Annotated in this window: 22 protein-coding genes and 1 tRNA gene; 8 read left to right on the plus strand and 15 right to left on the minus strand. The window is 51.3% G+C overall.

Features of this window, described 5'->3' with window-relative positions:
* The 5 genes from ABD949_RS25485 to ABD949_RS25505 form a co-directional block, all read right to left on the minus strand.
* Positions 1-771, minus strand: a complete 771-nt coding sequence (locus tag ABD949_RS25485) for a glycoside hydrolase family 25 protein (RefSeq protein WP_345248361.1) — start codon at positions 769-771, stop codon at positions 1-3.
* A gap of 127 nt (positions 772-898) precedes the next feature.
* Complete coding sequence (locus ABD949_RS25490; RefSeq protein WP_345248363.1) at positions 899-1,126, minus strand: hypothetical protein; 228 nt, start codon at positions 1,124-1,126, stop codon at positions 899-901.
* Positions 1,127-1,326: 200 nt separating this feature from the next.
* Entirely contained in the window at positions 1,327-1,962 is a 636-nt protein-coding gene (locus tag ABD949_RS25495) for a peroxiredoxin (protein WP_345248365.1), read from the minus strand.
* 20 nt (positions 1,963-1,982) lie between these two features.
* A complete protein-coding gene (locus ABD949_RS25500; protein ID WP_486348251.1) occupies positions 1,983-2,636 on the minus strand; it encodes a response regulator transcription factor in 654 nt (217 codons plus the stop codon).
* Complete coding sequence (locus ABD949_RS25505; RefSeq protein WP_345248367.1) at positions 2,605-4,107, minus strand: sensor histidine kinase; 1,503 nt, start codon at positions 4,105-4,107, stop codon at positions 2,605-2,607. Before ABD949_RS25505 ends, ABD949_RS25500 begins: the two co-directional genes overlap by 32 nt.
* A gap of 93 nt (positions 4,108-4,200) precedes the next feature.
* Here ABD949_RS25505 and ABD949_RS25510 point away from each other — a divergent pair, with 93 nt between their 5' ends.
* The 4 genes from ABD949_RS25510 (at position 4,201) to ABD949_RS25525 (ending at position 5,872) form a co-directional block, all read left to right on the plus strand.
* On the plus strand, positions 4,201-4,668 hold the full coding sequence (locus tag ABD949_RS25510; protein WP_345248369.1) for a DUF3299 domain-containing protein: 468 nt from the start codon (positions 4,201-4,203) through the stop codon (positions 4,666-4,668).
* 150 nt (positions 4,669-4,818) lie between these two features.
* Positions 4,819-4,892, plus strand: a tRNA-Ala gene (locus tag ABD949_RS25515).
* A gap of 122 nt (positions 4,893-5,014) precedes the next feature.
* Positions 5,015-5,257, plus strand: a complete 243-nt coding sequence (locus tag ABD949_RS25520) for a GIY-YIG nuclease family protein (protein WP_345248371.1) — start codon at positions 5,015-5,017, stop codon at positions 5,255-5,257.
* Positions 5,258-5,302: 45 nt separating this feature from the next.
* Positions 5,303-5,872 carry an NUDIX hydrolase gene (locus ABD949_RS25525; protein ID WP_345248373.1) on the plus strand — a complete coding sequence of 190 codons (570 nt, stop codon included), beginning with the start codon at positions 5,303-5,305 and terminating at the stop codon, positions 5,870-5,872.
* Positions 5,873-5,917: 45 nt separating this feature from the next.
* On the opposite strand, the gene ABD949_RS25530 is transcribed toward ABD949_RS25525, so the two are convergent.
* The 6 genes from ABD949_RS25530 to ABD949_RS25555 all read right to left on the minus strand — a co-directional run bounded on the left by ABD949_RS25530 (position 5,918) and on the right by ABD949_RS25555 (position 12,986).
* Positions 5,918-6,490: a C40 family peptidase gene (locus ABD949_RS25530; RefSeq protein WP_345248376.1), complete on the minus strand. Its 573-nt coding sequence runs from the start codon at positions 6,488-6,490 to the stop codon at positions 5,918-5,920.
* 35 nt (positions 6,491-6,525) lie between these two features.
* Complete coding sequence (locus ABD949_RS25535) at positions 6,526-8,664, minus strand: Tex family protein (RefSeq protein ID WP_345248377.1); 2,139 nt, start codon at positions 8,662-8,664, stop codon at positions 6,526-6,528.
* 112 nt (positions 8,665-8,776) lie between these two features.
* Positions 8,777-10,144, minus strand: a complete 1,368-nt coding sequence (locus ABD949_RS25540) for a cation:proton antiporter domain-containing protein (RefSeq protein ID WP_345248379.1) — start codon at positions 10,142-10,144, stop codon at positions 8,777-8,779.
* Positions 10,145-10,255: 111 nt separating this feature from the next.
* Positions 10,256-11,107 (minus strand): pirin family protein, encoded by an 852-nt coding sequence (locus ABD949_RS25545; protein ID WP_345248381.1) that lies wholly within the window; start codon positions 11,105-11,107, stop codon positions 10,256-10,258.
* A 120-nt stretch (positions 11,108-11,227) separates the two neighbouring features.
* On the minus strand, positions 11,228-11,959 hold the full coding sequence (locus tag ABD949_RS25550) for a LytR/AlgR family response regulator transcription factor (RefSeq protein WP_345248383.1): 732 nt from the start codon (positions 11,957-11,959) through the stop codon (positions 11,228-11,230).
* The gene (locus tag ABD949_RS25555; protein WP_345248385.1) at positions 11,928-12,986 is read right to left on the minus strand and encodes a sensor histidine kinase; all 1,059 of its coding nucleotides are present in this window, start codon (positions 12,984-12,986) and stop codon (positions 11,928-11,930) included. Before ABD949_RS25555 ends, ABD949_RS25550 begins: the two co-directional genes overlap by 32 nt.
* A gap of 300 nt (positions 12,987-13,286) precedes the next feature.
* On the opposite strand from ABD949_RS25555, the gene ABD949_RS25560 reads away from it, so the two are divergent.
* Together ABD949_RS25560 and ABD949_RS25565 are read left to right on the plus strand one after the other, a co-directional pair.
* Positions 13,287-14,210 carry an ABC transporter ATP-binding protein gene (locus ABD949_RS25560; protein WP_345248387.1) on the plus strand — a complete coding sequence of 308 codons (924 nt, stop codon included), beginning with the start codon at positions 13,287-13,289 and terminating at the stop codon, positions 14,208-14,210.
* Positions 14,207-17,791, plus strand: a complete 3,585-nt coding sequence (locus tag ABD949_RS25565; protein ID WP_345248388.1) for an ABC transporter permease/M1 family aminopeptidase — start codon at positions 14,207-14,209, stop codon at positions 17,789-17,791. Before ABD949_RS25560 ends, ABD949_RS25565 begins: the two co-directional genes overlap by 4 nt.
* Positions 17,792-17,978: 187 nt before the next feature.
* On the opposite strand, the gene ABD949_RS25570 is transcribed toward ABD949_RS25565, so the two are convergent.
* Positions 17,979-18,692 carry a DsbA family oxidoreductase gene (locus ABD949_RS25570; protein ID WP_345248389.1) on the minus strand — a complete coding sequence of 238 codons (714 nt, stop codon included), beginning with the start codon at positions 18,690-18,692 and terminating at the stop codon, positions 17,979-17,981.
* 133 nt (positions 18,693-18,825) lie between these two features.
* Between ABD949_RS25570 and ABD949_RS25575 the strand changes: the two genes are divergently transcribed.
* Positions 18,826-21,021 (plus strand): penicillin acylase family protein, encoded by a 2,196-nt coding sequence (locus ABD949_RS25575; RefSeq protein WP_345248390.1) that lies wholly within the window; start codon positions 18,826-18,828, stop codon positions 21,019-21,021.
* A gap of 60 nt (positions 21,022-21,081) precedes the next feature.
* On the opposite strand, the gene ABD949_RS25580 is transcribed toward ABD949_RS25575, so the two are convergent.
* On the minus strand, positions 21,082-21,579 hold the full coding sequence (locus tag ABD949_RS25580) for a DinB family protein (protein ID WP_345248392.1): 498 nt from the start codon (positions 21,577-21,579) through the stop codon (positions 21,082-21,084).
* A 195-nt stretch (positions 21,580-21,774) separates the two neighbouring features.
* Positions 21,775-22,653, minus strand: a complete 879-nt coding sequence (locus ABD949_RS25585) for an SMP-30/gluconolactonase/LRE family protein (protein ID WP_345248394.1) — start codon at positions 22,651-22,653, stop codon at positions 21,775-21,777.
* A gap of 85 nt (positions 22,654-22,738) precedes the next feature.
* Between ABD949_RS25585 and ABD949_RS25590 the strand changes: the two genes are divergently transcribed.
* Complete coding sequence (locus ABD949_RS25590; protein ID WP_345248396.1) at positions 22,739-23,260, plus strand: DinB family protein; 522 nt, start codon at positions 22,739-22,741, stop codon at positions 23,258-23,260.
* A gap of 16 nt (positions 23,261-23,276) precedes the next feature.
* Here the strand turns inward: ABD949_RS25590 and ABD949_RS25595 are convergent, their stop codons facing one another.
* Positions 23,277-23,714 (minus strand): GNAT family N-acetyltransferase, encoded by a 438-nt coding sequence (locus ABD949_RS25595; RefSeq protein ID WP_345248398.1) that lies wholly within the window; start codon positions 23,712-23,714, stop codon positions 23,277-23,279.
* Positions 23,715-23,730 lie beyond the last annotated feature (16 nt).

The raw sequence follows: 23,730 nt of genomic DNA on the forward strand, positions 1-23,730 counted from the left end.
TTATAAACAGATTTTCTTCAGTTCGTCGGGATCCGGTACAAACACGTTGAAATCGACAAAGCCCTGGATGCCGTTGACGTAGCCATTTTTGTTATGCTGCCAGAGAACAAGCTTGTCGGTGTCGTAACGCGTCAGTTGGGTGTTGGAGTAATCAGCAATCCAAAGCGGGTAATCGTCGAAATTACCGGCAATATAGCGTTTGTAGAAGTTCGCATTCACGTAAATAATCGGGCGGATATCATAATGGGCTTCTACCTGGGTGAGCCAGATGCGTAGTCCGTCGATGAGTTCTTCGGCGGGAATACCGCGGTCAATTTCAAAATCCAGCACCGGTGCCAGATCGCCCCGCTGGAGTTTTACCTGCCGGATAAAGTTATCGGCCTGCCGTTTGGGGTCGCGACGGGGGTGGTAAAAGTGGTAAGCTCCCCGCAGCAGGCCGGCGGCTTTGGCCTCGCGCCAGTTGCGGGCAAACTGCCGGTCGATGTGGGTAGCGCCTTCCGTAGCCTTGATAAAGGCAAACTGTAGCCGAATGCCCCCCGCCTGCATCTGACTGACCCGTTTCCAGTCGATCCGGCGGTTGTGGTGCGATACATCGATGCCGTGAACATCGTATTTCAGCGGCATCCGGATGCCAAAGGGTTTAATGTGCTGCCATTGCTTATCTGCCCGGCACCCGCGCCAGACCAGACCAACCAGAAGCAGACCGAGCCCCAGCCAGACCCACAGTTTATAACGTATATAGAGCGTGCGAAGTGATACGGATTGACTCATGCAGACAGTCCGGTTGAATTCGGGTGCGGAATTCGGCGTACCGGCGGCTCAAAAATAGTAAAGCAAAAGAAAACCCTCGTTTGGGGCGAGGGTTTTCCGGGTAATTAATACGAAAACGGAATACGGCCTAGTCGCTGCCTTCCAGTTTCACCAGTTTGTTATACAGACCCAGGATCAGCAGGGGAGCGGCCCATTGGCCAACCAGCAGACCCTCGGTGCGCTTGCCCTGGGTAAACAGGGTAGCGGCTGTTGCCAGTGTACCCAGTGCTGACCACAGGAAAATGTCAGACGGAAATTTCGCGGTGATATGCTCAATTGCTTCCGCAACTTTACCCTCGTCATGCGTAGGGTTCATGTTTTTAACTGCCATAACGTCGATGTTTTGGTTTTGCATGACTTAACCAGCAAAGCGTAAAACTTGTTTCAGGTTCCACATTGCAAGTTTCAAGTTCCAGGTTTCACGTTCCATGTTTCAGGTTGTTAACAGATTGGTCAACTGCCTTGAGTTGCTGTTTAAACTTGAAACTTGCAATCTGGAACTTGAAACAAGTAAACCTACTTATTCGGCTGCGGGGTGGTGCGCAGGTACGGTTTGATCACGTTGACACCTTTCGGGAACTTCTGCATGGCGTCTTCGGTGCTCACGGCCGGTACCACAATGCAGTCTTCACCTTCCTGCCAGTCGGCGGGGGTGGCTACCTGGTAGTTGGCAGTTAGTTGCAGTGAGTCGATCACGCGCAGAATCTCGTAGAAATTGCGGCCCGTCGAGGCCGGGTAGGTAAGCGTCAGCTTGATCTTTTTGTCCGGCCCGATGATAAATACTGAGCGAACGGTCGCTTTTTCGCTGGCGTTCGGGTGAATCATATCGTATAACTGCGCTACTTTCCGGTCCTCGTCGGCAATGAGCGGGAAGTTAACCGTCGTTTTCTGCGTCTCGTTAATGTCTTTAATCCACTCGGTATGTGAATCGAGCGGGTCAACACTCACGGCAATGACCTTAACGCCCCGCTTTTCAAATTCATCCTTCAGTTGCGCGGTGCGGCCCAGTTCGGTCGTACAAACCGGAGTGAAATCGGCCGGGTGCGAGAAGATCATTCCCCAGGAGTTGCCCAGCCACTCGTGAAAATTAATGGTGCCCTCAGTGGTTTCGGCCGTAAAATCCGGCGCAATATCGCCTAATCGTAATGACATGGCTTTCTTTGTTTAAATGGTTAAATCAATTTTTCTTCGACGGCCATGCGCACGAGTTCGGCCGCGTTGCGCACCTGAAGCCGGCGCATCATATTGGCCCGGTGGTTATCAACCGTCCGGACGCTGAGTTGCAGACGCTCCGCAATTTCGCGGCTGCTCATGCCATCCACCAGGTATTGCAGAATCTCTTTTTCTTTCTTCGAGAGCTTCGACCGGCGGTTGCGGTCGGTGCGGTCGCCTTTTTTCAACTGCTGCATATAGCCGTTGAGGATGATATTGGCTACCGGTGAACTGAAGTACTTTTCGCCGGAGGCTATAGTCCGGATCGCCTTCACCATCTCATCGCTCGACGAGTCCTTCAGGATATAGCCGAAGGCACCGGCCTCTACCGACCGCAGGATATAGTCCTCGTTGTTGTGCATGGACAGAATCAGTACCCGGCTATTTTTGTGCAGACGGGAGATGACCTGCGTGGTCTGAATGCCCGACATACCGGGCAGCGATATATCCATCAGCACCAGGTCTGGCTTAATGGTTTTAAGCTTTTCGAGGGCTTCTTCGCCGTCGTTGGCTTCGTCGATTATTTCCAGACCTTCTATTTGTCCCAATAACAGGCGGATACCATCCCGGACAATGGAGTGGTCATCCACGAGCATCAATTTGATCGTATTCATGGTGTGCTTGGAGTGATTGATAGGGGAGACTTACCTGAACTCTAGTGCCTTTGCCCGGAACGGATGTGATTTTAAATTTGCCATCCAGCAATTTAACCCGCTCATTCATATTATGAATGCCCTGGCCCATTGGCTGACGGAGCCGCTGGGGTTTAAAGCCTTTCCCGTTGTCGCTGACAACCAGGTGCAGGTAATTGTCTTTTTCAAATAATTCAATGGTAATTCGTTTAGCCTGTGCGTGCCGAACGGCATTACTGATGGCCTCCTGCGTGACGCGGTACAGCATGATTTCCACGCTTTTATCGAGTCGCGTCGTGGGTAAATTGGTACAGAACGCCACTTCAATAGCAGGATTAGTGTCGTTCGTTTCGGCCAGCATTTTAAGGGCGGGTATAATGCCGAAATCACTAAGGACACTGGGCATCAGGTTATTTGAGATGAGCCGGGCTTCCTGGATTGTCTGCGTAATCAGGTTTTTCAGGGTACTGATATTATTAATCTGAACGGCCTGCCCCTGAAGACTGGTTTCAAGGCCTTCTACCTGAAGTTTAATGGCGGTCAGCATTTGCCCGAGGCCATCGTGCAGGTCGCGCGACAATCGTTTCCGCTCTTCTTCCTGGCCGGCAATTAGGTACGAGGTCCGGCTTTTCTGCTCATCAATCTGCTGCTGGTATTGTTGCTTGGTGGCTTCAAACAGCCGCTGGCGTGTGTCTTTGAGGGACTTATTCAGCGTCAGCAGTTTTTTATTGGCCGCTGCCGTGTGTTTCTCTACTTCTATAAGTTGCTGCAGGGTTTGGTACAGCTGATGAACCGCCGGTCGGAAGATAAATACGCCGATACCCGCCAGCACCATCAGCGTAAACATAAAGATGTAGAATTCGAAATGCTGCAGGGTTTCGAGCTTATTTCGAAGCTCCAGCGTGTACTGGCGAACAATAGCGTCCATTTGTTTCAGGAACGGCTTCTCATTGTTCAGCAGGGTTTCTACATATTGCTGGGCTATGGGTGATAACGCCAGGCCGGCATCATTCTGCTTCAGCAGCTCGCGGGTACTGGTCTGGAACGCTTCAAAATTAGGGCGAATCAATTCGTACAGCCGCTGAACGCTGTCGCTGTTGGGTACGTAAATATTGCGGTCCTGAATACGACCTTCCCGGCCTTCCTGGTGAACACGCTCAAATTCAACGAATATGCTGCGTAACTCAGAAAGATTATTTTTGTATTCGTCTTTTTTTGCGGGGTCGGTGAGCTGGAGGGCTTTGTTGACAATTTGTTGACTCTGGTGGCGCTGGAGGGAAGAGTACCGGATAATCCATAACTCATCCTGGGCGGCCGTGATCCGCCATTGCGTCAAAACCTGACCGATCGTCAGCAGAATAGCCAGCATCACCAACGTAGAAATATACAGGCGTTGGAAACGAAATGGAATGTCCTGACTATTTTTTTTGTTGTCGTTTAGGTTGTCTGTCACGATGTTTGGACACAGCTAAGAACGTTACCGTTCAGTAAAATTAACAAATTTTGTAGATTTACGTACTTTTTACCCAAAGCGAACGAAACAACCATGAAGCGCTTACTCATTATAGCCGTTTTGTCAGGATTCATTACAACGGGCTTCCGCCCGGTCACTCCGGCCTCTGTTGTGGCCGCCGACCCGGTAAAGTTATCGTGGGAGATGCTGCGCGACGTTACCTTCAAAAAAAAGTGGTATCCGGAGGAGTCTGTGTATATGCTGTACCCGACGTTTGGTCCGGGTGTGCAGAAACTGAACGGCAAGCCGGTTGAACTGACGGGGTATGTGCTGCCGGTTGATCTGGAGTCTAATCTGTATGTGTTGTCGGCGTTTCCCTACAGCGCCTGTTTCTTCTGCGGAGGGGCTGGTCCCGAATCGGTGGTAGCGCTGAAGTTTAAGAAGAGCGGCCGGAAGTTTAAGACCGACGAGCGGCATACGTTCCGGGGAACCCTGAAATTGAACGCCGATAATATCTACGAACTGAATTATATCCTGGCTGACGCTGAGGTTGTTGAGTAAGGGGACACCTGATATTTAAAAGTTTTTTGGGCCTCAGCTTGTCAGAAATCAACATTTTTACAATCTTTGCACCCGGTTTTGGTTCATTCGTTAAATGGTTAACCGGTTCGCTAATTAACTAGTCAACCAATTAACTGATCAACCAATCAAGGGGGTATAGCTCAGTTGGCTAGAGCGCTACAATGGCATTGTAGAGGCCGTCGGTTCGAATCCGACTATCTCCACTCCGAAATTAAAAGCCGCCACCAGGCGGCTTTTTTTTATGCCTGTTGTCCATATTTTCTACAATATTTCGGCCAATCGGTACTATATTGGTCAACTCTTAGACATTTAGTTAGTACCCCGAATGCATACCGTTTATATCATTTATAGCCCGTCTACCGACCAGTACTATATTGGTCAGGCTCGTGACATGAAAATTGCCATCTGGCAACATAACGCCAAAGCCAATAAAGTAACTGCCGAGGGAAAGCCCTGGGAGGTCCGGTTCACCAAATCCTTTGATACCCGCAACGAAGCACTGAGTCTGGAAATGCGGTTGAAAGCCAAAAAACGGGAGCAACTGGAAGAAATAATCAACGCTGGCTAAGCCAAACGATAGCCGCCTATAGGGCGGCTTTTTTGTTTATACGCTATGATGGAACAACCACTGGAGGTGTTTGATGCCAAGAATCAGCCGCTGGGATATACCAAGCCCAAAGCACAAATCGAGCAGGAGGGCGACTGGCACCGGACGGCCCAGGTTTTTGTATTTAACCAGCGCAACGAGTTACTACTGAGCCTGCGTCACCCGGCCAAGAAGGTGCTGCCCAACTGCTGGGATGTCTGCGTAGGTGGCCACACCGACCCCGGCGAATCCTACGAAGACGCAGCCCTGCGCGAAACAGAAGAGGAACTGGGTATCCGGCCCGGTGCCGGCGAACTCCGTTTTGTAGGACATTTTCGGGTAGAGGTAATTGATGCCCAAATGCCCCTCCGCGACCTCGAACATGCTGCCGTCTATATTTGGAAAACGCATCTGGGCCTGAATGACTTCACCATGCAGGCCGACGAACTGGCCGAACTCCGGTATATGCCGCTGGATACGGTGAAACGGGACCTGTTGCGGGAAGAGCCTACGCTGGCGTATACACCACCCCGGCAAACCTATTACCAGATGCTTTGTGAGGCAGAACTTGTCTTGGCCAGCATCTCTGCTGGTTAAACGCAGGTAAGCTGAGCAAAGCCCGCACCCCTGCTGGCTGGAACATCAGAATGGCCGAACTGCTTTAACGAACCGACCTTTAAAGTAATTGGTAAACAAATTGTCTTCGCGGACACCCCGTGAGGAAGAGGCATGGATAAAGCGGATATCCTGTCTCCCTTTTATCTCTGTAACAATACCCGCATGGGACACATAGCCGGATTTGCTGTGCTCGGGAACAAAGAAGAGCAGATCACCCGGCCGGATCTGATTCACTTCCACCTCATAGCCCACCTCCGACTGTTGCCACGAGATTCGGGGCATTTCCAATCCTATCGAATTAAATACGCTGCAAAGTAAGCCGGAGCAGTCTATTCCGTCTTTGGTATTACCCCCGCTGCGGTAGGGGGTGCCGGTATAGGTACGGGCCAGTCTGATAACCTCACTGGCATACTGCCGCTGGTAGGTTTGGGTGTCTACCGTTTTGTATTTGGAGCGGGCAACGGTGGCCGGCCGCCGGGCGGGTGCAGAGGTAGTTGTAGCGGGGCGGAAGATTTCGCAGGAGGTAAGGGTAAAGCTGAGCAGGATAGCCAGCAGGGTAACCCGTCGATGGCATTTTGCAACAAACGGTACGGTCATACGGTGTTGAGTTTTTGTTACGGTTTGGCAACCTATCAAATTTTCATGGTTAAGGCAATGCGTTTACGCTGCAAATCGACCTCTACCACCTTTACTTTTACTTTCTGGTGTACGCTGACCACCTGACGCGGGTCCGATACATACTGGTGCGACAATTGCGACACATGCACCAGCCCATCCTGTTTCACGCCAATGTCCACAAACGCACCAAAGGCGGTAATATTGGTTACTACGCCCGGCAGCAGCATACCCTCCCGCAGGTCTTCGATGGACCGGACGCGCTCGTCGTACTCGAACACTGATAGCTGCTCACGCGGGTCACGACCCGGTTTTTCCAGTTCGGCCAGGATATCGCGCAGCGTCGGTAACCCTACCGTATCAGAAACGTACGTTTCGGGCTTGATCTGCTTGCGGAGGTCTGGTTTTTTTATCAAATCAACGACGGTACTGCCGGCGTCTTTCGCCATTTTCTCGACAATACCATAGCTTTCGGGATGAACGGCGCTGTTGTCGAGCGGATTTTTGGCTCCGTCGATGCGCAGGAACCCGGCTGATTGTTCAAAGGCTTTCGGGCCCAGCCGAGGCACTTTTTTCAATTGATCCCTCGACGCAAACGCGCCATTGGCCGCCCGGTACTCCACAATATTTTTGGCCAGTTGAGGGCCCAGGCCCGATACATATTGCAGCAGGTGGGCGCTGGCCGTGTTGAGCGATACGCCGACCTGGTTTACGCAGCTTTCCACCACCCCATCCAGGCTATTTTTCAGGGCAGTCTGGTCCACATCATGCTGGTATTGCCCCACCCCAATGGATTTTGGATCAATCTTGACCAGTTCGGCGAGCGGGTCCATCAGCCGGCGACCAATGGAAACGGCACCCCGCACGGTTACGTCATGCTTCGGAAATTCCTGCCGGGCCACTTCGGATGCCGAGTAGACGGAGGCCCCCTGCTCACTGACCATGAATACCGGAATGCTACTGCCCAGATTAAGGCCCTTGATAAAGTCTTCGGTCTCCCGCCCGGCCGTACCGTTGCCAATAGCAATGGCTTCAATCCGGTGCTGCTGGACCAGTTTCTTCACCGTCTCAACCGCCTGCTGTTTCTGGCCTTCGGACATAAAGAGTTGAATGACCGTATCGGTCAACAGATTTCCCTGGGCATCCAGACAAACCACTTTGCAGCCGGTGCGGTAGCCGGGATCGATGGCGAGTACGCGCTTTTGTCCCATGGGGGGCGACAGCAGCAACTGCCGTAGGTTATCGGCAAAAATTCTGATCGCTTCCTGATCCGCTTTCTCCTTCGACAGATTTTCGAACTCCGTCTCAAGAGAAGGTTTCATCAGCCGCTTGTAGCTGTCACGAATCGCCAGCGCCATCTGTTCTTTACTGCCGGGGGCGCCCCGCAGGAATTGCCGTTCCAGTCGCTCAACAGCGGCCTCTTCATCCGGGCTGATGCTGACCGACAGAAAGCCTTCGGCCTCACCGCGCCGGATCGCCAGCAGCCGGTGGGAGGGTACCCGGCGCAGCGGCTCGGCAAAGTCGTAGTAGTCTTTGAATTTGATACCATCGGTTTCCTTACCCTTCTTCACCACCGACCGGATGATGGCCTCCCGCTCGAACAGCAGCCGGATCCGCTGGCGTGCATCGACGTCTTCGTTGATGCGTTCGGCAATGATGTCGCGGGCACCCTGCAGGGCATCGGCTACTGTCGGCACCTGGTCGGTCAGGTAGCGTTTCGCGACTTGTTCGGGATTGGCTTCCCGCTGCATGAAAATGAGATTGGCCAGTGGCTCCAGCCCGCGTTCGATGGCGATGGTCGCGCGGGTTTTGCGTTTGGGTTTATAAGGCAGGTACAGGTCTTCAAGTTCGGTCATTGACCCGGCCGTTTCTACTTTCTGCCGCAGTTCCGGACTCAGTTTGCCCTGCTCGGCGATTGATTTAAGAATAGCCTCCCGACGCTTATCAAGTTCCTGAAGTTTCTGGTAGGTCTCTTTAATGGCGGCAATCTGAACTTCGTCTAATGGGCCGCGGTCCGCCGATGCGGTTGCCTCTTTACGATAGCGGGCGATAAAAGGGACGGTAGCCCCGCCGTCGAGCAGGGTAATGGTGTTGGCGACCTGCCGGCTGTTGAGGCCGAGCGCAGCCGATATGCGTTGGTCAAGCGGTTGAATCATGTACCCGGATTACGAATTGATACCGCAAAAGAACGCAGGTAAGGTGTACGGGGCAAGTTTACCCGAGATTAAGGCGTAAATAATAGAGGCAGATCCGGAGACGCGGGCTACGTTAGGGGGTGATAGTGAGTTCGTCCGGAGCGGTAGGTTGATCGGCTGTTTGGTAAAGAAAATTGATTAAGTCGATAGCGGGTCCGGTCATAATCGTAGTGGCCAGCGCCATAATGACCATCATGGTAAATAAAGCGGGTGAAATGATGCCCAGATCATACCCGATATTGAGAACGACCAGTTCCATCAGTCCACGGGTATTCATGAGTACACCTAACTTGAGTGAATCGGCCCACCCGCTTCCGGTTAAACGGGCTGCTATGGCACAGCCACCTAGTTTGCCGAGTACCGCCAGCAGAATGATCAATCCGGTGTCGAGCCACAAAGCCGGACTGTCGAGCAAACCTATTTTGGTGCGAAGTCCGGTCAGTACAAAGAACAGGGGGAGCAGCAGGAAGAGGCTGACGTCTTCTATTTTATTTTTCAGGATGCGTCGAATGGCCGGGTTGCGGGGCATGGTAACCCCGGTCAGAAAGGCACCAAACAAAGCGTGGACGCCGATGGCTTCGGTGACATAGCACGACAGCAGCAGAATGATAAACGTTGATGCCAGCGTAGGGCGGGTAAAACTGGCTTCGCAGGTATGATTCCTGTAAATCCATCGCAGCAGAGGGCGAGTCAGGTACCGCATGGCAAGCAGGTACCCGGCCAACAGCAGCAGCGAGAAAACAAGGCTGGTAATAGCCGTCGATTTGGCAATGGTCACCACGGCGGCCAGGATACACCAGGCCGTCACATCATCGACGGCCGCGCAGGTGATGGCCATATTGCCCAGCGGGGTAGTGGTGAGATTCCGTTCCTGGAGAATTTTGGCAAGCACCGGAAAAGCCGTTATGCTCATGGCGATGCCCATAAATAAGGCAAAGGACAGGAATGAATGACCGGCAGGTGCGTACGTATTATAAAAATAATAGGCCAGCGCCATGCCCAGCAGGAAGGGAAAGACAATGCTGGTGTGGCTGATCATAACCGCAGAATAGGCTCGCTGCCTAATCTTTTTTACATCCAGGTCCATGCCGACAACAAACATAAACAGGATGAGGCCTATCTGGCTGAGGAACTGGAGCGGGGGAAGCGATGAAGCCGGAAACAGCCATTCTTTGGCTGAAGGCAGCAGATACCCCAAAAGCGACGGTCCCAGAAAGATGCCTGCTAAAACTTCACCGATAACGTACGGTTGGCGGATTTTTCGGAGTACAAAGCCAAATAGCTGCGATAATACGATGATAACGGCTATTTGCAGAAAAAGTCGGGCTATTGGCTGGCTAAGATGAGACAGGAAATCCCGGAGCGCCATCTCAAGATAAACCGGAGCCGTAAATGCGAATACCATTTCAGATGCCTGGCGAATACAAATAGTAGTCGTCAAGTTCGGTCCGTTATCACTAAAGCGCAAATTAAATGTAGTCCGGTGTGTAATCGGCAGCGTGTTTAGCCTACAATTGCGCTAAACACGTTGCCGATGTCGGCCAGGATTGCCTTAGTGCCAGGTTCCAAACTTGCCCATCTGATAATCGCGGTACGCTTCCCGGATTTCGGCTTCGGTATTCATCACAAACGGCCCCTGCGCCACCACCGGTTCGTTGAACGGCCGGGCGTGACCCAGCAGCAACACACTATCAGTTGGCGATTCGATGAACAGCGCTTCGCCGTCGTTGTTAAACTCGACCAGTTGCCGGGCTTTGGCCGACTCGCCATTGACGGTCAGTTCGCCCCGGATGACGTAAAAGAAAACATTATGGTCCTCCGGCGGCTGTACCGTCAGCGTACTTTCCGGGGTGAAGTCGATTGTGCTGAGAAATACCTCCGTTTGGGTGTCAAACGCGCCTTTCCGGCTATTCCACTCGCCGGAGACGAGGTTAATGGTTACCCGGCCTTCATCTTCGGGGATGCTGGGTATCTCTTCCCTCTGTAAACCCAGATAATAGGGATCGGTCATTTTGAGACGGGCGGGCAGGTTCAGCCAAAGCTGAAGGATTTCCAGCGGTCCGCCGTTCTTCTTAAATTTCGAGGAAGATACTTCCGCGTGAATGAGGCCCCGGCCGGCGGTCATATACTGAGCGCCCCCGGCGTTGATCACGCTCTCGTGGCCACCGGAGTCTTTGTGCATGATGTCGCCTTCCAGAATAAAGGTCATCGTCTCCATGCCCCGGTGCGGGTGCGGACCAAACGGCAGACCATTGTTGTTGGGCTTATAGGTTTGTGGTCCGTGGTGGTTCAGAAACAGGAACGGGTCGATCTGGCGCAGTGAACGGGAGGGCAGGGGAGAATAGGTAATCAGGTCGGCAATGGGGGCATATTCCGCATCATGAATGCGTTTGATGGTTCTCATGCGTGTAGTTCTGTTAGGTGTTTCTATCCACCCAACTGAGTACTGCCGTTCATTGTTGCAACTCAACCACAAACCGCCCAAAAATCGTTTTCCCAGACTTCGATTTTGGACTCATCAGGTTCACACAGAGAAATCCCCCAGTTTTTTGAAGAAAGCTTCCGCATAGGTATCACTGATGGGAATACGCTGATCTCCAATCATGATCCTGTTTTTTTCGATGTGATCAATTTTGTCCAAGGCCACCACAAAAGAGCGGTGAACCCGTGAAAACTTTTGCTCGGGAAGTAATTCCGCCAGTTTAGCAAAGCTTAACAAAGTCATAATTTTTTCTTTGGTCGTCTGGATTCGAATGTAATCTTTCATCCCTTCCACAAACAGAATTTCCTGGATCAGAACCTTCTGTATCTTAAAACCCACTTTCACAAAAATATAGTCGGGATCATTTTTCGGCGGAGGTTGCACTTCCTTTTGCTCCGGTTGAGGTTGTGGTTTTGATTCCTGGTATAGCCGCCAAACGGCTTTGTAGAATCGTTCGAACGAGATGGGCTTCAGCAGGTAGTCTCTCACTTCCAGATCGAAGGCTTTCAGTGCATATTTATCATAGGCCGTAGTGAGCACGATCATGGGTTTTGGATTAAGCATGGGGATGAAACTGAGTCCATTGAGGTCTGGCATATTAATGTCAAGAAAGAGCAGATCCGGTTTGTGCGTGTCCATATGGGCAGCGGCTTCCAGGGCGCTGGAGAAACTCCCTCTCAGTTCGAGAAACGAAATTTTTTCTATGTACTTTTCCAGGATTTGCTGAGCCAGGTGCTCATCATCAATGATATAACAGCTGAGCTTTTGAGTCATGCTCTTTTTGTTCAGGATTGATCGTTAATTGTACCTTATAAACAGCATCGGTCAGGCTGATGTCCAGGTGGTGTTTGTCCGGGTAAAGCAACTGTAACCGTTTCTGAACATTAGCCAATCCAATACCGCCGGGTTCTTCCAAACCGGGTTCATCCAAACCGGGTTTGTCTGGTGCATGGTCTTTTTTAAAGGCCACCGGATTCCAGGCACTGAATACCACTTCTTTTTCTCTGACCGCAACCCTGACCTTTATAGTACAGGTTTCCAGTTTTGCCGGACTGTGTTTATACGTATTTTCCAACAGGTGAATAAACAACAAGGGCGCAATCTTGCAGTTTTCAATGTCTCCTTCTACCTGGAAATCCACAACATCCGGCGCTGCATACCTGAGCTGCTGCAGGCCAATAAAGTCCTGAAGGTATTCGATTTCGATGGAGAGGGGTACCGTAGCCGCGTTGGATTCATAGATCATATACCGCATGAGTGACGACAGTCGCATGACGGCATCCGGAGCGGAGGGGGCCTGCGTATAAACCAGGGTATGGATGTTATTGAGGGTGTTGAACAAAAAATGAGGATTGATCTGGGATTTCAGGTAAATGAGCTCAGAACTGATTGCCTGCTTTTTAAACTGCTCCTGCTGTAAGGTATTGATGATGAGATTCTGAGCCATTCTGACCAGAAAGCTGAGTATCAGAAATCCGGCCATGGTCCCAAGCACCATGCTAATCCACTCCCGCTGGTAGAGTGGATCGTCCCTGTCGATGAATAGCAGGAAAGGAATGGGAGCGGTCAACAGGATGGAGATCAGCCTTACAAAGTAGCCCTTATATTTTCTTTTGTTCAGGTAGTTGGTGAGGATAAAAAAGTGGGCATAAAATACGAACAGGCCTGTCAGCAGAACGGCTACGTAGATATTGGGCACAACCGTGTTACCACAATATAAAATATCCCAGAGAATAGCGCCGGCGTAGACTGTCCATGGGAAGACGTGAACAACCGTGAATAGTCTGTTGATTTTTTTCATAAGACGAAGATATGAATTCCTGCATTTGGCATTTCGGCCAATCTACCAGAGACGCCATCCAATCTACCAGTCGACCCATCCAATCTGCCAGAGGCTTGGCGGATTGGAAAGGCAATTTAGTCGATTGGTCTTCCGCGATTGTATATCACTTTTTTCTTTCTAAAAAGCTACCTGTTCCTTTGATTTAACCCAAACAGTTAGGTAGCTCAATTGAAGTTGCCGCACAGAAGGCGGGTAAGTTGATCGAACGTGTGAACTTGACATCCTAACATGCAGCCCTAACCAGTTACAGCCTGTACCATGCAAGACGAAACTATTCTATACATTCAAAATGTCTCAAAATCCTACCCAAACGGAGTAAAGGCACTGCAAAACATTTCCCTGACGATTCCTGCGGGCATGTATGGGCTCCTCGGGCCTAATGGTGCCGGCAAATCCTCTCTGATGCGCACCCTGGCTACCTTGCAGGACCCGGATGAAGGGTCCATATTTTTCGGTAAAATCGATGTCCTGAAAGATAAGGAAGAGGTGCAGAAAACACTTGGCTACCTGCCCCAGGATTTTGGTCTGCATCCGAATGCCCGGGCCGAAGAACTGCTGAATTATTTTGCCGTCATGAAGGGTATTCGGGAAAAACAGGCAAGGCGGGAAGTGGTAGAAGCACTTTTAAAGCAAACCAATTTGTGGGATGTACGCAAACAAAAACTGGGTGGTTTTTCCGGAGGGATGCGGCAACGGTTTGGCGTAGCCATTGCCATGCTGGGAAATCCGAAGCTGATCATTGTGGATGAACCAACTGCGGGCCTCGATCCGGCGGAACGAGTCAGATTTCTGAACCTGCTCAGTGAAATGGGAGAGAACAGCGTGGTCATTCTCTCCACTCACATTGTGGAGGATGTTTCGGAGTTGTGTACCCGGATGGCCGTCATCAACAAAGGGCAGATCCTGATGGAGACGGAGCCGCTGAAAGCCATTAAGAACCTGAAAGGCAGAATATGGCGTAAGGTGGTTGAGAAAAACCAATTACCTCAGTTGGAGCAGGAGCATATCGTTCTTTCCACCAAACTTTTGGGTGGCCGCACGGTGGCACACATATACAGCGAAGGGTTTCCTGGAAATGATTTTGAGGAGGTGGTACCTGACCTGGAAGATGTGTATTTCAACGTGATTGCCCAGCACAGCCGGAACAATGTATCACCATCAATGCAGGAGGTAGCGAAATGAAACTCTGGGAAACTTTCCGGTACGAACTGGCATATCAGTCACGCAATGTATCGACGTGGTTTTATTCTTTACTGCTCATGGTGCTCAGCTACTTCATGGCGGCTGCCATTTTCATCGACGAGCCTTTGGCGGGCGGTTATTTTCTGAATGCCCCCTTTGTTGTAGCTAAGGTATGCCTGATTACCTTCTTTTTCATGGGGCTGCTTGTCCTGGCTCAGTTTGCCGGTAATGCCGCTACCAGAGACTTTGAAACCAGGATGCATCCCTTACTTTATACCACTGCCTTACCCAAATCTGTTTACCTGGGAGGCCGGTTTATGGCAGCCTTCGCGCTCGGTTCGATGGTTATGCTGGCCATTCCGGTCGGCGTGTTTGCGGCTACCCTGTTTCCGCTGGAACATCCGGAACTGGTAGGGCCGCTTCGTGTAGCTGCCTATCTAAGTGCCTATTTTCTGCTGATTTTGCCCAATGTATTTTTTGCGCTCACGTTCATGTTTGCCATGGCGGTTCTGAGCAAAAAAGGAATTCTGACCTATCTCATTGCCATTATTTTTTGGGTGATCGCGATTTCAAGCTGGCAGGTTATTGGCGTTCAGGAGGGCAATTGGACACTGGCCAATCTGACCGATCCAATAGGGATAAGCAAAATAACGGAACTCAAAAAGGTCTGGACCGCCAATGAAAAGAATACGGTATTGCCTGGAACCCAAACCGCTGTATTTGATAACAGGCTCATCTGGTTGGCGCTTTCAATGGGAATCCTGCTGGTCACCTATGTACGCTTTACGACGGGCACAATTTCAGAAAGAAAATCAAAGAAAAAGCATTTATCAATACCTGCTAATCCGATCAGTTTTCAGCTGACAGAAACCGTCCCCATTCCACAAGTACAACAGCGTTTTGATTTTTCCACCCGGCTGTTACAACTACTAACGGTGGGGTGGGAGTCATTCAGAATCATTGCATTGGGCTGGGGATGGATGGCCATGGCCTGCCTGTTTGCTTTTGTTTTATTTACCGGCCCCATGTGGTTTTCCGATTATCATAATATCCCAGAGTTGCCGGTGACAGGAAATCTGCTTGGTACTTTAGAAAACAGTAAGGACCACGGTATATGGTTAGTGATTCCCTTGCTGATCATTTTTTATGCCGGAGAGTTTGTCTGGCGGGACAGAGATTCAAGGCAGCATGAGATAATGGGGGTTGCACCGGTGCCTGTGTGGGTTTCTTTTCTAGGGAAATTCGGAGGAATGGTCCTTGCGTTAGTGATCATGCAATTGCTTCTGATGGTTGCCGGGATGCTGGTTCAGGTCAGCTTAGGATATTATGATTTCCAAATACCTGTCTATCTTAAAGTTCTCCTGGGGATTCGGCTGGCTGATTATGTTTTGTGGGCAGTACTGGCTTTTGCGGTGCATGTGGTACTAAACCAGAAGTACCTGGCTCATCTGGTCGCTGTCATGATCTACCTGTTTGCACTTTTTGGTCCTGAGTTTGGGATTGAAACCAGATTGCTGCTTTATGGATCAGATCCGGGATGGTCCTACTCAGATCTGAGAGGCCTGGATCCTTTTATGGAACCGTGGTTGTATTTTAAATTTTACTGGGGAGCATGGGCCTTATTTCTGGCGATCCTGACGGTGCTGCTATGGCCACGGGGTACAGAATACAGCCTGCAAAATAGATTTCAGCAGGGAATACGGAAAAATGGATACCTGATCAAAGCAATGGCAGGAATTTCCGTGCTGCTCATCGTAATTTCAGGAGGAATTATTTTTTACAACACGCATATCCTCTATCCTAAAACAGGCGTTTTCGAAACCCTGGAATGGAAAGCGGAGTACGAAACGAACTATGGAAAATACCGGGATACCCAGCAACCCTCCGTCCTCAAAACAAAACTCTTGGTTGAGATTTATCCGGATCAAAAAGCCGTGGATTTCGAGGGGACATACACCTTAGTAAACAAAACGGGTTCTAAAATCGACACGATCTTTTTGTCGACTGCCCCGGGTGTTAGCAATCATCTGCTACGTTTCAATAAGCCTGTAAAGGCCCAAATGGTGGACGAAGCCTTAGCGTTTCGGATGTATATTCTGCAAAAGCCTCTTTTCCCTGGCGATTCCCTGAAAATGGAGTTTCGTGTAAGCTATGAGCCGCAAGGCTTCCCCAACAGTGGAATCAATACGTATGTGGTAAAAAATGGCACGTATTTCGGAGATGGCTGGCTCCCAACCATCGGATATAAAAAAGCGAGGGAGATCTATATGCCTCAGGAAAGGAAGGATCTGGGCCTGGAACCGAAACCAATACTGGATCCCGACATGGAAACCTTTGAACAGGAATGGATCCATTTTGAAGCAGTGATGGGCACCGACAAAGGGCAGACTGCGGTGGCTCCGGGCAAACTGATCACCAGCTGGACAGAAAACGGCAGAAACTATTTTCGCTATGCGGCTGAGCAACCGATCAAAAATAAACTGGGTTTCTTTTCATCCAGGTATCAGGTTCACCAGGCACAATGGAAACCTGATTCTGCCCCGGTGGTTGACATCAAAATCCTTCACCATCCAACGCATACGTTGAACAATCAGCGGATGGCGAAAAGTGTACAGGCTTCATTAGCCTTTATGACACAGGCATTTGGAAAATACCCACACCCTGAACTCCGATTGACAGAGGTACCTGGGTATAACAAAGGTTTGTATGCCTATCCGACAACCATCTTTTTCCGGGAAGGATTTGCCCAGTTGAAGCCTGATGAGAATCCCGGAGGTGTAGACATAGTCTTTGCCACTGTTGCCCACGAAGTTTGTCATCAATGGTGGGGGGCTCAGGTCTCTCCCGCCCCTGTCAAGGGGGCTGCCTTGATCACCGAATCGCTGGCCTGGTTTTCAGCTATGGAGATTATTGAAGAAGCCAGAGGCCAAAAAGAATTTTACGGCTTCATTGAAATGGCCCGCGACGATTATTTCAGTCCCCAGGAAAGAGAGGCTGATCCATTGCTGGAAGCCAGTCAGCACAGTATTATCTACCGAAAAGGCCCATTAGCTTTGTATGCCTTGCGGGAATATATCGGAAAAGAACGGTTGAGACTTGGGTTGCAGAATTTTTTCAATAGATACAGCAACGGAACTTCGTTGCCCTTTCCCAAAGATCTTTACAGGGAATTACAAACGGTAACTCCCGACTCTATGCATTATCTGCTGCATGATCTATTAGCGAGCAATACCTTTTGGGAATTGAAAACGGAAAATGCCGTTGCCTCCCAAACTCCATCAGGAAAATGGAAGGTAACGATGGATGTCCATGCCAGAAAATATACGGTTGATAAAACAGGAACGCAAACCGATGTAGCCATGAATGACTGGATCCCGATCGGGGTTTATGGCCTGCCTGGGAAACCGAAAGCGGATGAGCCTCTATACATGCAGCAACACAGAATCCGCTCCGGGGGGCAGCGTATAGAAGTTGAAGTAACCGGTAAACCAGGTTTAGCCGGTATTGATCCTACTCGTTTGCTGATGGATGTAGAACGATACGATAATGTAACAAAGGTGCAGGGGCGGCAGAAAAGATGACCAATATTGCCTTTAAAAATCTAATTCTGAATTGAAAAGTCTGGGAGACCTTTGAAGGTAATTACCCATCTTATTGGCTTTTCATTATATTTTTTCACGTATGAGAGGGTATAAGATTCAGCGGTAAAGGTAATTAAAACGTGAATAGGCGGGCCCAGCGTCAAATTGATGCTGGGCCTACTGATTTTTAGCAATTTCCATCAGGGCCGCAGAAGGCACCGTCAGCAGCAGCATCGGCAGACGCCAGCACCGTTGGCTTCTCCCGCTTCCACTCACTCCAGGATTGTTGTAGCGCCCCCAGGAAGACGTCACTGGGCTGGGCACCCGAAACGGCATAGCGGTCGTTGAAGACAAAGAACGGTACACCCCGGACACCAACCTGCCGGGCCTGGTACTGGTCGTGCTTCACCTCCTCAGCATATGCATCGCTTTGTAGCATCTGGCGCACTTCATCGGCATCGAGTCCAATCTCGGTGCCCAGCTGGGCCAACACCTCGTGATCGTTGATGTCTTTGGCCTCGGTGAAGTAGGCGGTAAACAGGCGCTCCTCGGCTTTATCCTGCAGGCCGTGTTTAGCGGCCAGGTGCGTTAGCCGGTGGGCGTTGAGCGTATTGGCAACCACGGCTTTGTCTAAGTGGTACGTTAAGCCCACTTCGGCAGCCACGGTTGTGACATGATCGCTCATCTGTTTGGCCTGCTGTTGGCTGATACCTTTGGTTTCGGCCAGCATGGCGTACGTATTTTGGCCGGGCTTCGGCTGAATGTCGGGCATCAACTGGAAGCTGCGCCAGACAATGTCGATGTCTTCTTTATCCCCAAACTGCTGCAGGGCCTGCTCAAATTTCCGTTTGCCGATGTAGCAGAACGGACAAACTATATCGGACCAGATTTCTACTTTCATTGTATCTACACGTTTTTTATAATAACCGTATTTTGAGCGAAGGAGTTGCATTTGCGGCAACACCGCCGTTTGGAGACTCTTGCATTTTATGCTAACTTTCTCCCTTCGAGTAGCCGAATTCACAACCTGTCTGATGAGATTACTTCTTTTTTTGCTTGGTCTCTCCTGCGCTCTTACTGCTGCCGCACAACCCTTTCGTGGGGATGAAATAGCCCGCTGGCGGGAGCAGGTAAGCCGCATTACCATTACCCGCGACACCTGGGGAGTGCCGCACATTTACGGTAAAACCGATGCGGACGCCGTTTTCGGGGTGCTTTACACCCAGTGCGAAGATGACTTCGACCGGGTCGAGATGAACTACATCGACGCCATTGGTCGCCTGGCGGAGGTAGAGGGCGAAGCGGCTCTGTACCATGATTTGCGGGCCCGGATGTTTCTCGATAGCGCCCAGGCCGTTGCGCTGTATCAGAAGAGTCCGTCCTGGATGAGGAAACTGCTGGATGCCTTCGCCGACGGTGCCAACTACTACCTGTATACCCATCCGGTTGTAAAACCCAAACTGATCAAACGATTCAAGCCGTGGATGCCGCTGATGTTCAGCGAAGGTAGTATTGGGGGCAACATCAGTTCGGTGTCGGTGGAGCGGATTAAAGCATTTTATACGAATCAGAAATTTACGTCACAGGTCGAAGAACGTAATAAATGGGAGCGGGAGCCGATGGGGTCTAATGGCTTTGCCATCGCGCCGGCCAAAAGTGCAACCAAAAATGCCTTGCTGCTGATCAATCCGCATACGTCGTTCTATTTCCGCTCCGAGGTGCAGATGGTGAGCAAAGCTGGGCTGAATGCCTACGGAGCCGTCACGTGGGGCCAGTTTTTTATCTACCAGGGCTTCAACGAAAACTGCGGCTGGATGCATACCTCCAGTTACGCCGATGTGATGGACGAGTACCTGGAGACCATTGAGAAGAAAGATAACGCCCTCTATTATCAGCACGGCGGTACGCTTCGTCCGGTGCAGGTATCCACTGTCTCACTGCCGTACCGGCAGGGTAATAAAATGCTGCGTAAGAGCTTTACTATTTACAAGACGCATCACGGTCCCATTGTTGGCGAACAGGACGGAAAATGGATTGCGCTCAGCATGATGAATGACCCCATCAACGCCCTGGCGCAGTCGTACCTGCGTACCAAGGCCAAAGGGTATGCCAGCTATAAAAAGGTGATGAAGCTCAACGGAAACGCATCAAACAACACCGTCTTTGCCGACCGGAAAGGAAACATTGCCTACTGGCACGGCAACTTCATGCCCCGGCGGAACACCGCCTTCGACTGGAGTAAGCCCGTGGACGGTAGTAACCCCGAAACCGACTGGAAGGGGCTGCACGGCATCGACGACATTGTGCAGGTGCTGAATCCGGCAACCGGCTGGATTCAGAATTGTAATGCAACGCCCTTTACGGTGGCCGGAAAAAACAGTCCGGCGAAAAGCGCCTATCCCGTCTATATGGCACCCGATGCCGAAAACTACCGGGGCATCAATGCCGTTCGGGTACTGAGCCGGCGGTCTGTCTTTACGCTGGATACCCTGATTGCCGCTGCCTTTGATCCGTACCTGGCGGGTTTTGAAGAACTGATACCGGCATTGCTGAAGGCCTCGGAAACAGCAGTTGACAACCCCGAAGATCAGCCACGCGAGTTGCCGGAAGCCATTGAAACGCTACGGGCCTGGAATAAGGCTTACGGCAGGAATTCAGTGGCCACTACCCTGGCCGTATTATGGGGTGAAAAAATACAACGGCTGGCCCGGACGCGGGTGCCCGCCAATGAACGACCGGACCCATTCCTGGGTTTTACCGCGTTTACCATCAGTAACACCAGTCCGCAGGAAAAGGTAAATGCCCTGGCCGAAGTGCTGGGTGAACTGACCCGTGATTTTGGCACCTGGAAAGTAGCCTGGGGGGAAATGAACCGGTTTCAGCGGCTGACCGGCAGGATTCAGGAGACCTACGACGACAGCAAACCCAGCATCCCGGTTGGATTTACCTCCTCGGCCTGGGGTTCGCTGGCTGCTTTTGGCGCCCGTACCTATCCTGGCACCGTGAAGCGCTACGGAAGTGTGGGCAATAGTTTTGTCGCTGTAGTAGAATTTGGAGACCGGGTGAAAGCCCGTTCTGTGGTCACTGGTGGTTCCAGCAGCAACCCTAAATCTTCGCACTTCAACGACCAGTCGCCTTTATATTGTAACGGGCAGTTTAAAGATGTCTGGTTTTATCCCGAAGACGTCCGGAAGCACGTTGAGCGTACGTACCGGCCAGGACAGAAGTAGTTGATTGGTTCATTGGTTGAGTGGCTAACTGATGAACCGGTTAACCACTCAACTAATGAACTAATTAACAAAACTCAACTCATCTGCACTTGGGCCGTAGCTGCCGGGGATTGGTATATTGAGCAGGCGCAGGTACACGCCGAGCTGGGCCCGGTGGTGAACAATCTGGCTGTAGGTCATGCGCAACATGTCGCCTTTGGTGGTGGTCATGTACACCTCTTCGCCGTTGCGCATGGTCCAGGGCTTTGTTAGTTGCTCATCGACGGCCTGAGTCAGGTGCGCCTTGCCATTATCAAGTGCCCGTTCAAAGTAGTTGAGCAGTTCGGTAGTATTGTTTACTGTCTCCGGTTTGTATTCGTTTTTGGCGAAGTCGAGTTCGTCGGTAGTCAGGGCAATAGTAATCCACTCGGGCAACTCAGCCACGTGGGTGGCGAGCCGTTGCAGCGTCATGCTTTTCTCATGGGGCTGCCAGCTATACTTGTCATCCGGAATGCGGGACAGCATTTTGCGGGTAGTCTGTGCTTCCTGTTCCAGTTCTTTCATTAGCATTTGAATCATTGACATGGCGATGTGTTTTTGGTTGCTCTCACAAAGAAACAAGCCACCTGTGACAACCCTATGTCAGTAAGGTTTGGGAAAAGTGATACCTGATGGCTGGACCCCGGCCATCCGGCAAATCCCGATAGGGATGATTGATGTTGTAGCGGTAACGATGTGCTTCAGCCTCGGAGGAGACTATCAGATGTAGTAATCCTACAAGCCTTTATAAAAAAAAGCCGGTACGCCTTTCACCCCTGGTTTTACTGCAAAAAGTCCCCCGCTGAACGGAAACTCGGCCAGCTGGTCAGCGCTAAGTCCTTCGCGGGCAGTGGTGATGTATAGCGTGTCGAGGGCTGCACCGCCGAATGCACAGGAGGTGGTATTGGGGGCCGGAACATCTATTTTTTGCAGCAGGTTGCCGGTAGCCGGGTCCCAGCGGGTGACGCAGCCGCCACTGTGGAAAGCGATCCAGAGCTTATCGTCAGCATCAATGGTCATGCCGTCGGGGAATCCGTCCACGCCGGATGTGTCAATAGCCGTTCTGCCGTGGCTGATAGCTCCGGTTTGGTTATCGTAATCAAATGCCTGTACGGTTGAGGTAGGGGTATCAATGTAATACATCGTTTTTCGATCCGAGGTCCAGACGATGCCGTTGGAAATGGTAACGCCGGTGAGCATGACCTGGACGCTTTTGTCGGTATCCATCCGGTACAGGGAGGCTGCGCCATCTTTCTGCTCCAGGTGCATAGAGCCGACCCAGAACCGGCCAGCCGGGTCACATTTGCCGTCGTTGAAGCGGATTTCCGAATCGGTCAGGGGCTGGATAATTTGGTTCAGTTCGCCGGTATCGGTGTTCAGGTGGTGAATGCCCGATTGCAGGGCTACCAGGGCTCCGCCGGTCTGTACGGGTACCACCGTACCGATCCGCTCGCCGACCAGAAACGCAATGTCTTTTTCGGTAGCGGGGTCGAAGATGTGCAGTGCCTTGCCTTCGATATCGACCCAATACAGTTTGTGTTCCAGCGGATGCCACAGGCTGCCTTCACCCAGCGTCGCTTTGGCGTCGAGAAGTAATTCCGGTTGTACGGACATGGAGATGTGAATGATGTTGTAGGGTTAACAGATAAGCTGGCGAAAGGTTACGGCACAAAATGAGTCCATTGGTTGTTGTGCTGACATGAACGCAACAGATACCCGTGAAGTGTGGCTGCGCGGACCGTTGCCCGATATGCCGGTCCTGCTACAGCCCGTAGCCCATGCCCTGTTACAGGCCCGCGAAGAGATCAACGCCCTGATGGCCGATTTTCCAGGCGAGTTGTTGTGGGAAAAACCCGCCGGCCTGGCCTCGCCCGGCTTTCACCTGCAACACCTGACCGGCGTCCTCGACCGGCTATTCACCTACGCCCGTGGCGAAATGCTCACCGACGACCAACTAAAGGCCTTGAAAGCCGAAGGACAACCGGCCGAAACCAGCTTGGGCGTTCAGGAACTGGTCGGCCTGTTTAATGAGCAAGTAGATAAAGCACTTACCCAACTGCGAACTACCGACGAGCAGACGCTGACGGAGGTGCGGGGCGTCGGACGCGCCCAAATTCCGTCAACGGTGCTGGGGCTGCTGTTCCATTCAGCCGAGCATACCATGCGGCATTTGGGGCAGTTGCTGGTGACGGTGCGGGTGCTGACGGGGAATATGCAATAGCCCTTTAGTTCAGCCGCTATTGGATGTACTCCCACTCCCATACATCGCCGTCTTCATTGTCCCATACGGTTCCCAGAAAATGAAAACCATTTTTCCGGAGAATTTTAGTGGAGTAGTTCTCTTCCGGTAAGGTTCGGGCGGTAATGCGGATCGATGGGTCTGTTATCAGGGCAAGTTCCACCAGTTGCCGGCAGATTTTTGCGCCCATACCTTGTTGCTGGCTGGCCGGAAAGGTGCCATAGGCAATCTCCACCTGCCCGTCTCTGGGAGCCCCCTTAAACGCGCCTACGCCAACCAGTTGATCCTGCTCACGGGCCACATACCCGATCCAGGGCGGGCTATAGCCTACCTTGTCGAAGAACTCAATGGTCATCGGCAGGCTCTCCTGACAGTCGGGATGGTTAACGAATTCGCTGTTGTCGGCCAGCGTGCGCTGGATGGGGAGCAGTTCCATTGGCGGTGGTTGTGGA

The organism is Nibrella saemangeumensis (assembly GCF_039541915.1).
GTDB classification, from domain to species: Bacteria; Bacteroidota; Bacteroidia; order Cytophagales; family Spirosomataceae; genus Nibrella; species Nibrella saemangeumensis.

Coding starts and splice junctions, on each gene's coding strand:
- ABD949_RS25575 (WP_345248390.1), top strand. CDS start 18,826: ATGAGATTACTTCTTTTTTTGCTTGGTCTCTCCTGCGCTCTTACTGCT.
- ABD949_RS25500 (WP_486348251.1), bottom strand. CDS start 2,636: ATGAATACGATCAAATTGATGCTCGTGGATGACCACTCCATTGTCCGG.
- ABD949_RS25485 (WP_345248361.1), bottom strand. CDS start 771: ATGAGTCAATCCGTATCACTTCGCACGCTCTATATACGTTATAAACTG.
- ABD949_RS25565 (WP_345248388.1), top strand. CDS start 14,207: ATGAAACTCTGGGAAACTTTCCGGTACGAACTGGCATATCAGTCACGC.
- ABD949_RS25490 (WP_345248363.1), bottom strand. CDS start 1,126: ATGAACCCTACGCATGACGAGGGTAAAGTTGCGGAAGCAATTGAGCAT.
- ABD949_RS25585 (WP_345248394.1), bottom strand. CDS start 22,653: ATGTCCGTACAACCGGAATTACTTCTCGACGCCAAAGCGACGCTGGGT.
- ABD949_RS25560 (WP_345248387.1), top strand. CDS start 13,287: ATGCAAGACGAAACTATTCTATACATTCAAAATGTCTCAAAATCCTAC.
- ABD949_RS25570 (WP_345248389.1), bottom strand. CDS start 18,692: ATGAAAGTAGAAATCTGGTCCGATATAGTTTGTCCGTTCTGCTACATC.
- ABD949_RS25495 (WP_345248365.1), bottom strand. CDS start 1,962: ATGTCATTACGATTAGGCGATATTGCGCCGGATTTTACGGCCGAAACC.
- ABD949_RS25550 (WP_345248383.1), bottom strand. CDS start 11,959: ATGACTCAAAAGCTCAGCTGTTATATCATTGATGATGAGCACCTGGCT.
- ABD949_RS25590 (WP_345248396.1), top strand. CDS start 22,739: ATGAACGCAACAGATACCCGTGAAGTGTGGCTGCGCGGACCGTTGCCC.
- ABD949_RS25580 (WP_345248392.1), bottom strand. CDS start 21,579: ATGATTCAAATGCTAATGAAAGAACTGGAACAGGAAGCACAGACTACC.
- ABD949_RS25555 (WP_345248385.1), bottom strand. CDS start 12,986: ATGAAAAAAATCAACAGACTATTCACGGTTGTTCACGTCTTCCCATGG.
- ABD949_RS25510 (WP_345248369.1), top strand. CDS start 4,201: ATGAAGCGCTTACTCATTATAGCCGTTTTGTCAGGATTCATTACAACG.
- ABD949_RS25525 (WP_345248373.1), top strand. CDS start 5,303: ATGATGGAACAACCACTGGAGGTGTTTGATGCCAAGAATCAGCCGCTG.
- ABD949_RS25545 (WP_345248381.1), bottom strand. CDS start 11,107: ATGAGAACCATCAAACGCATTCATGATGCGGAATATGCCCCCATTGCC.
- ABD949_RS25595 (WP_345248398.1), bottom strand. CDS start 23,714: ATGGAACTGCTCCCCATCCAGCGCACGCTGGCCGACAACAGCGAATTC.
- ABD949_RS25535 (WP_345248377.1), bottom strand. CDS start 8,664: ATGATTCAACCGCTTGACCAACGCATATCGGCTGCGCTCGGCCTCAAC.
- ABD949_RS25530 (WP_345248376.1), bottom strand. CDS start 6,490: ATGACCGTACCGTTTGTTGCAAAATGCCATCGACGGGTTACCCTGCTG.
- ABD949_RS25520 (WP_345248371.1), top strand. CDS start 5,015: ATGCATACCGTTTATATCATTTATAGCCCGTCTACCGACCAGTACTAT.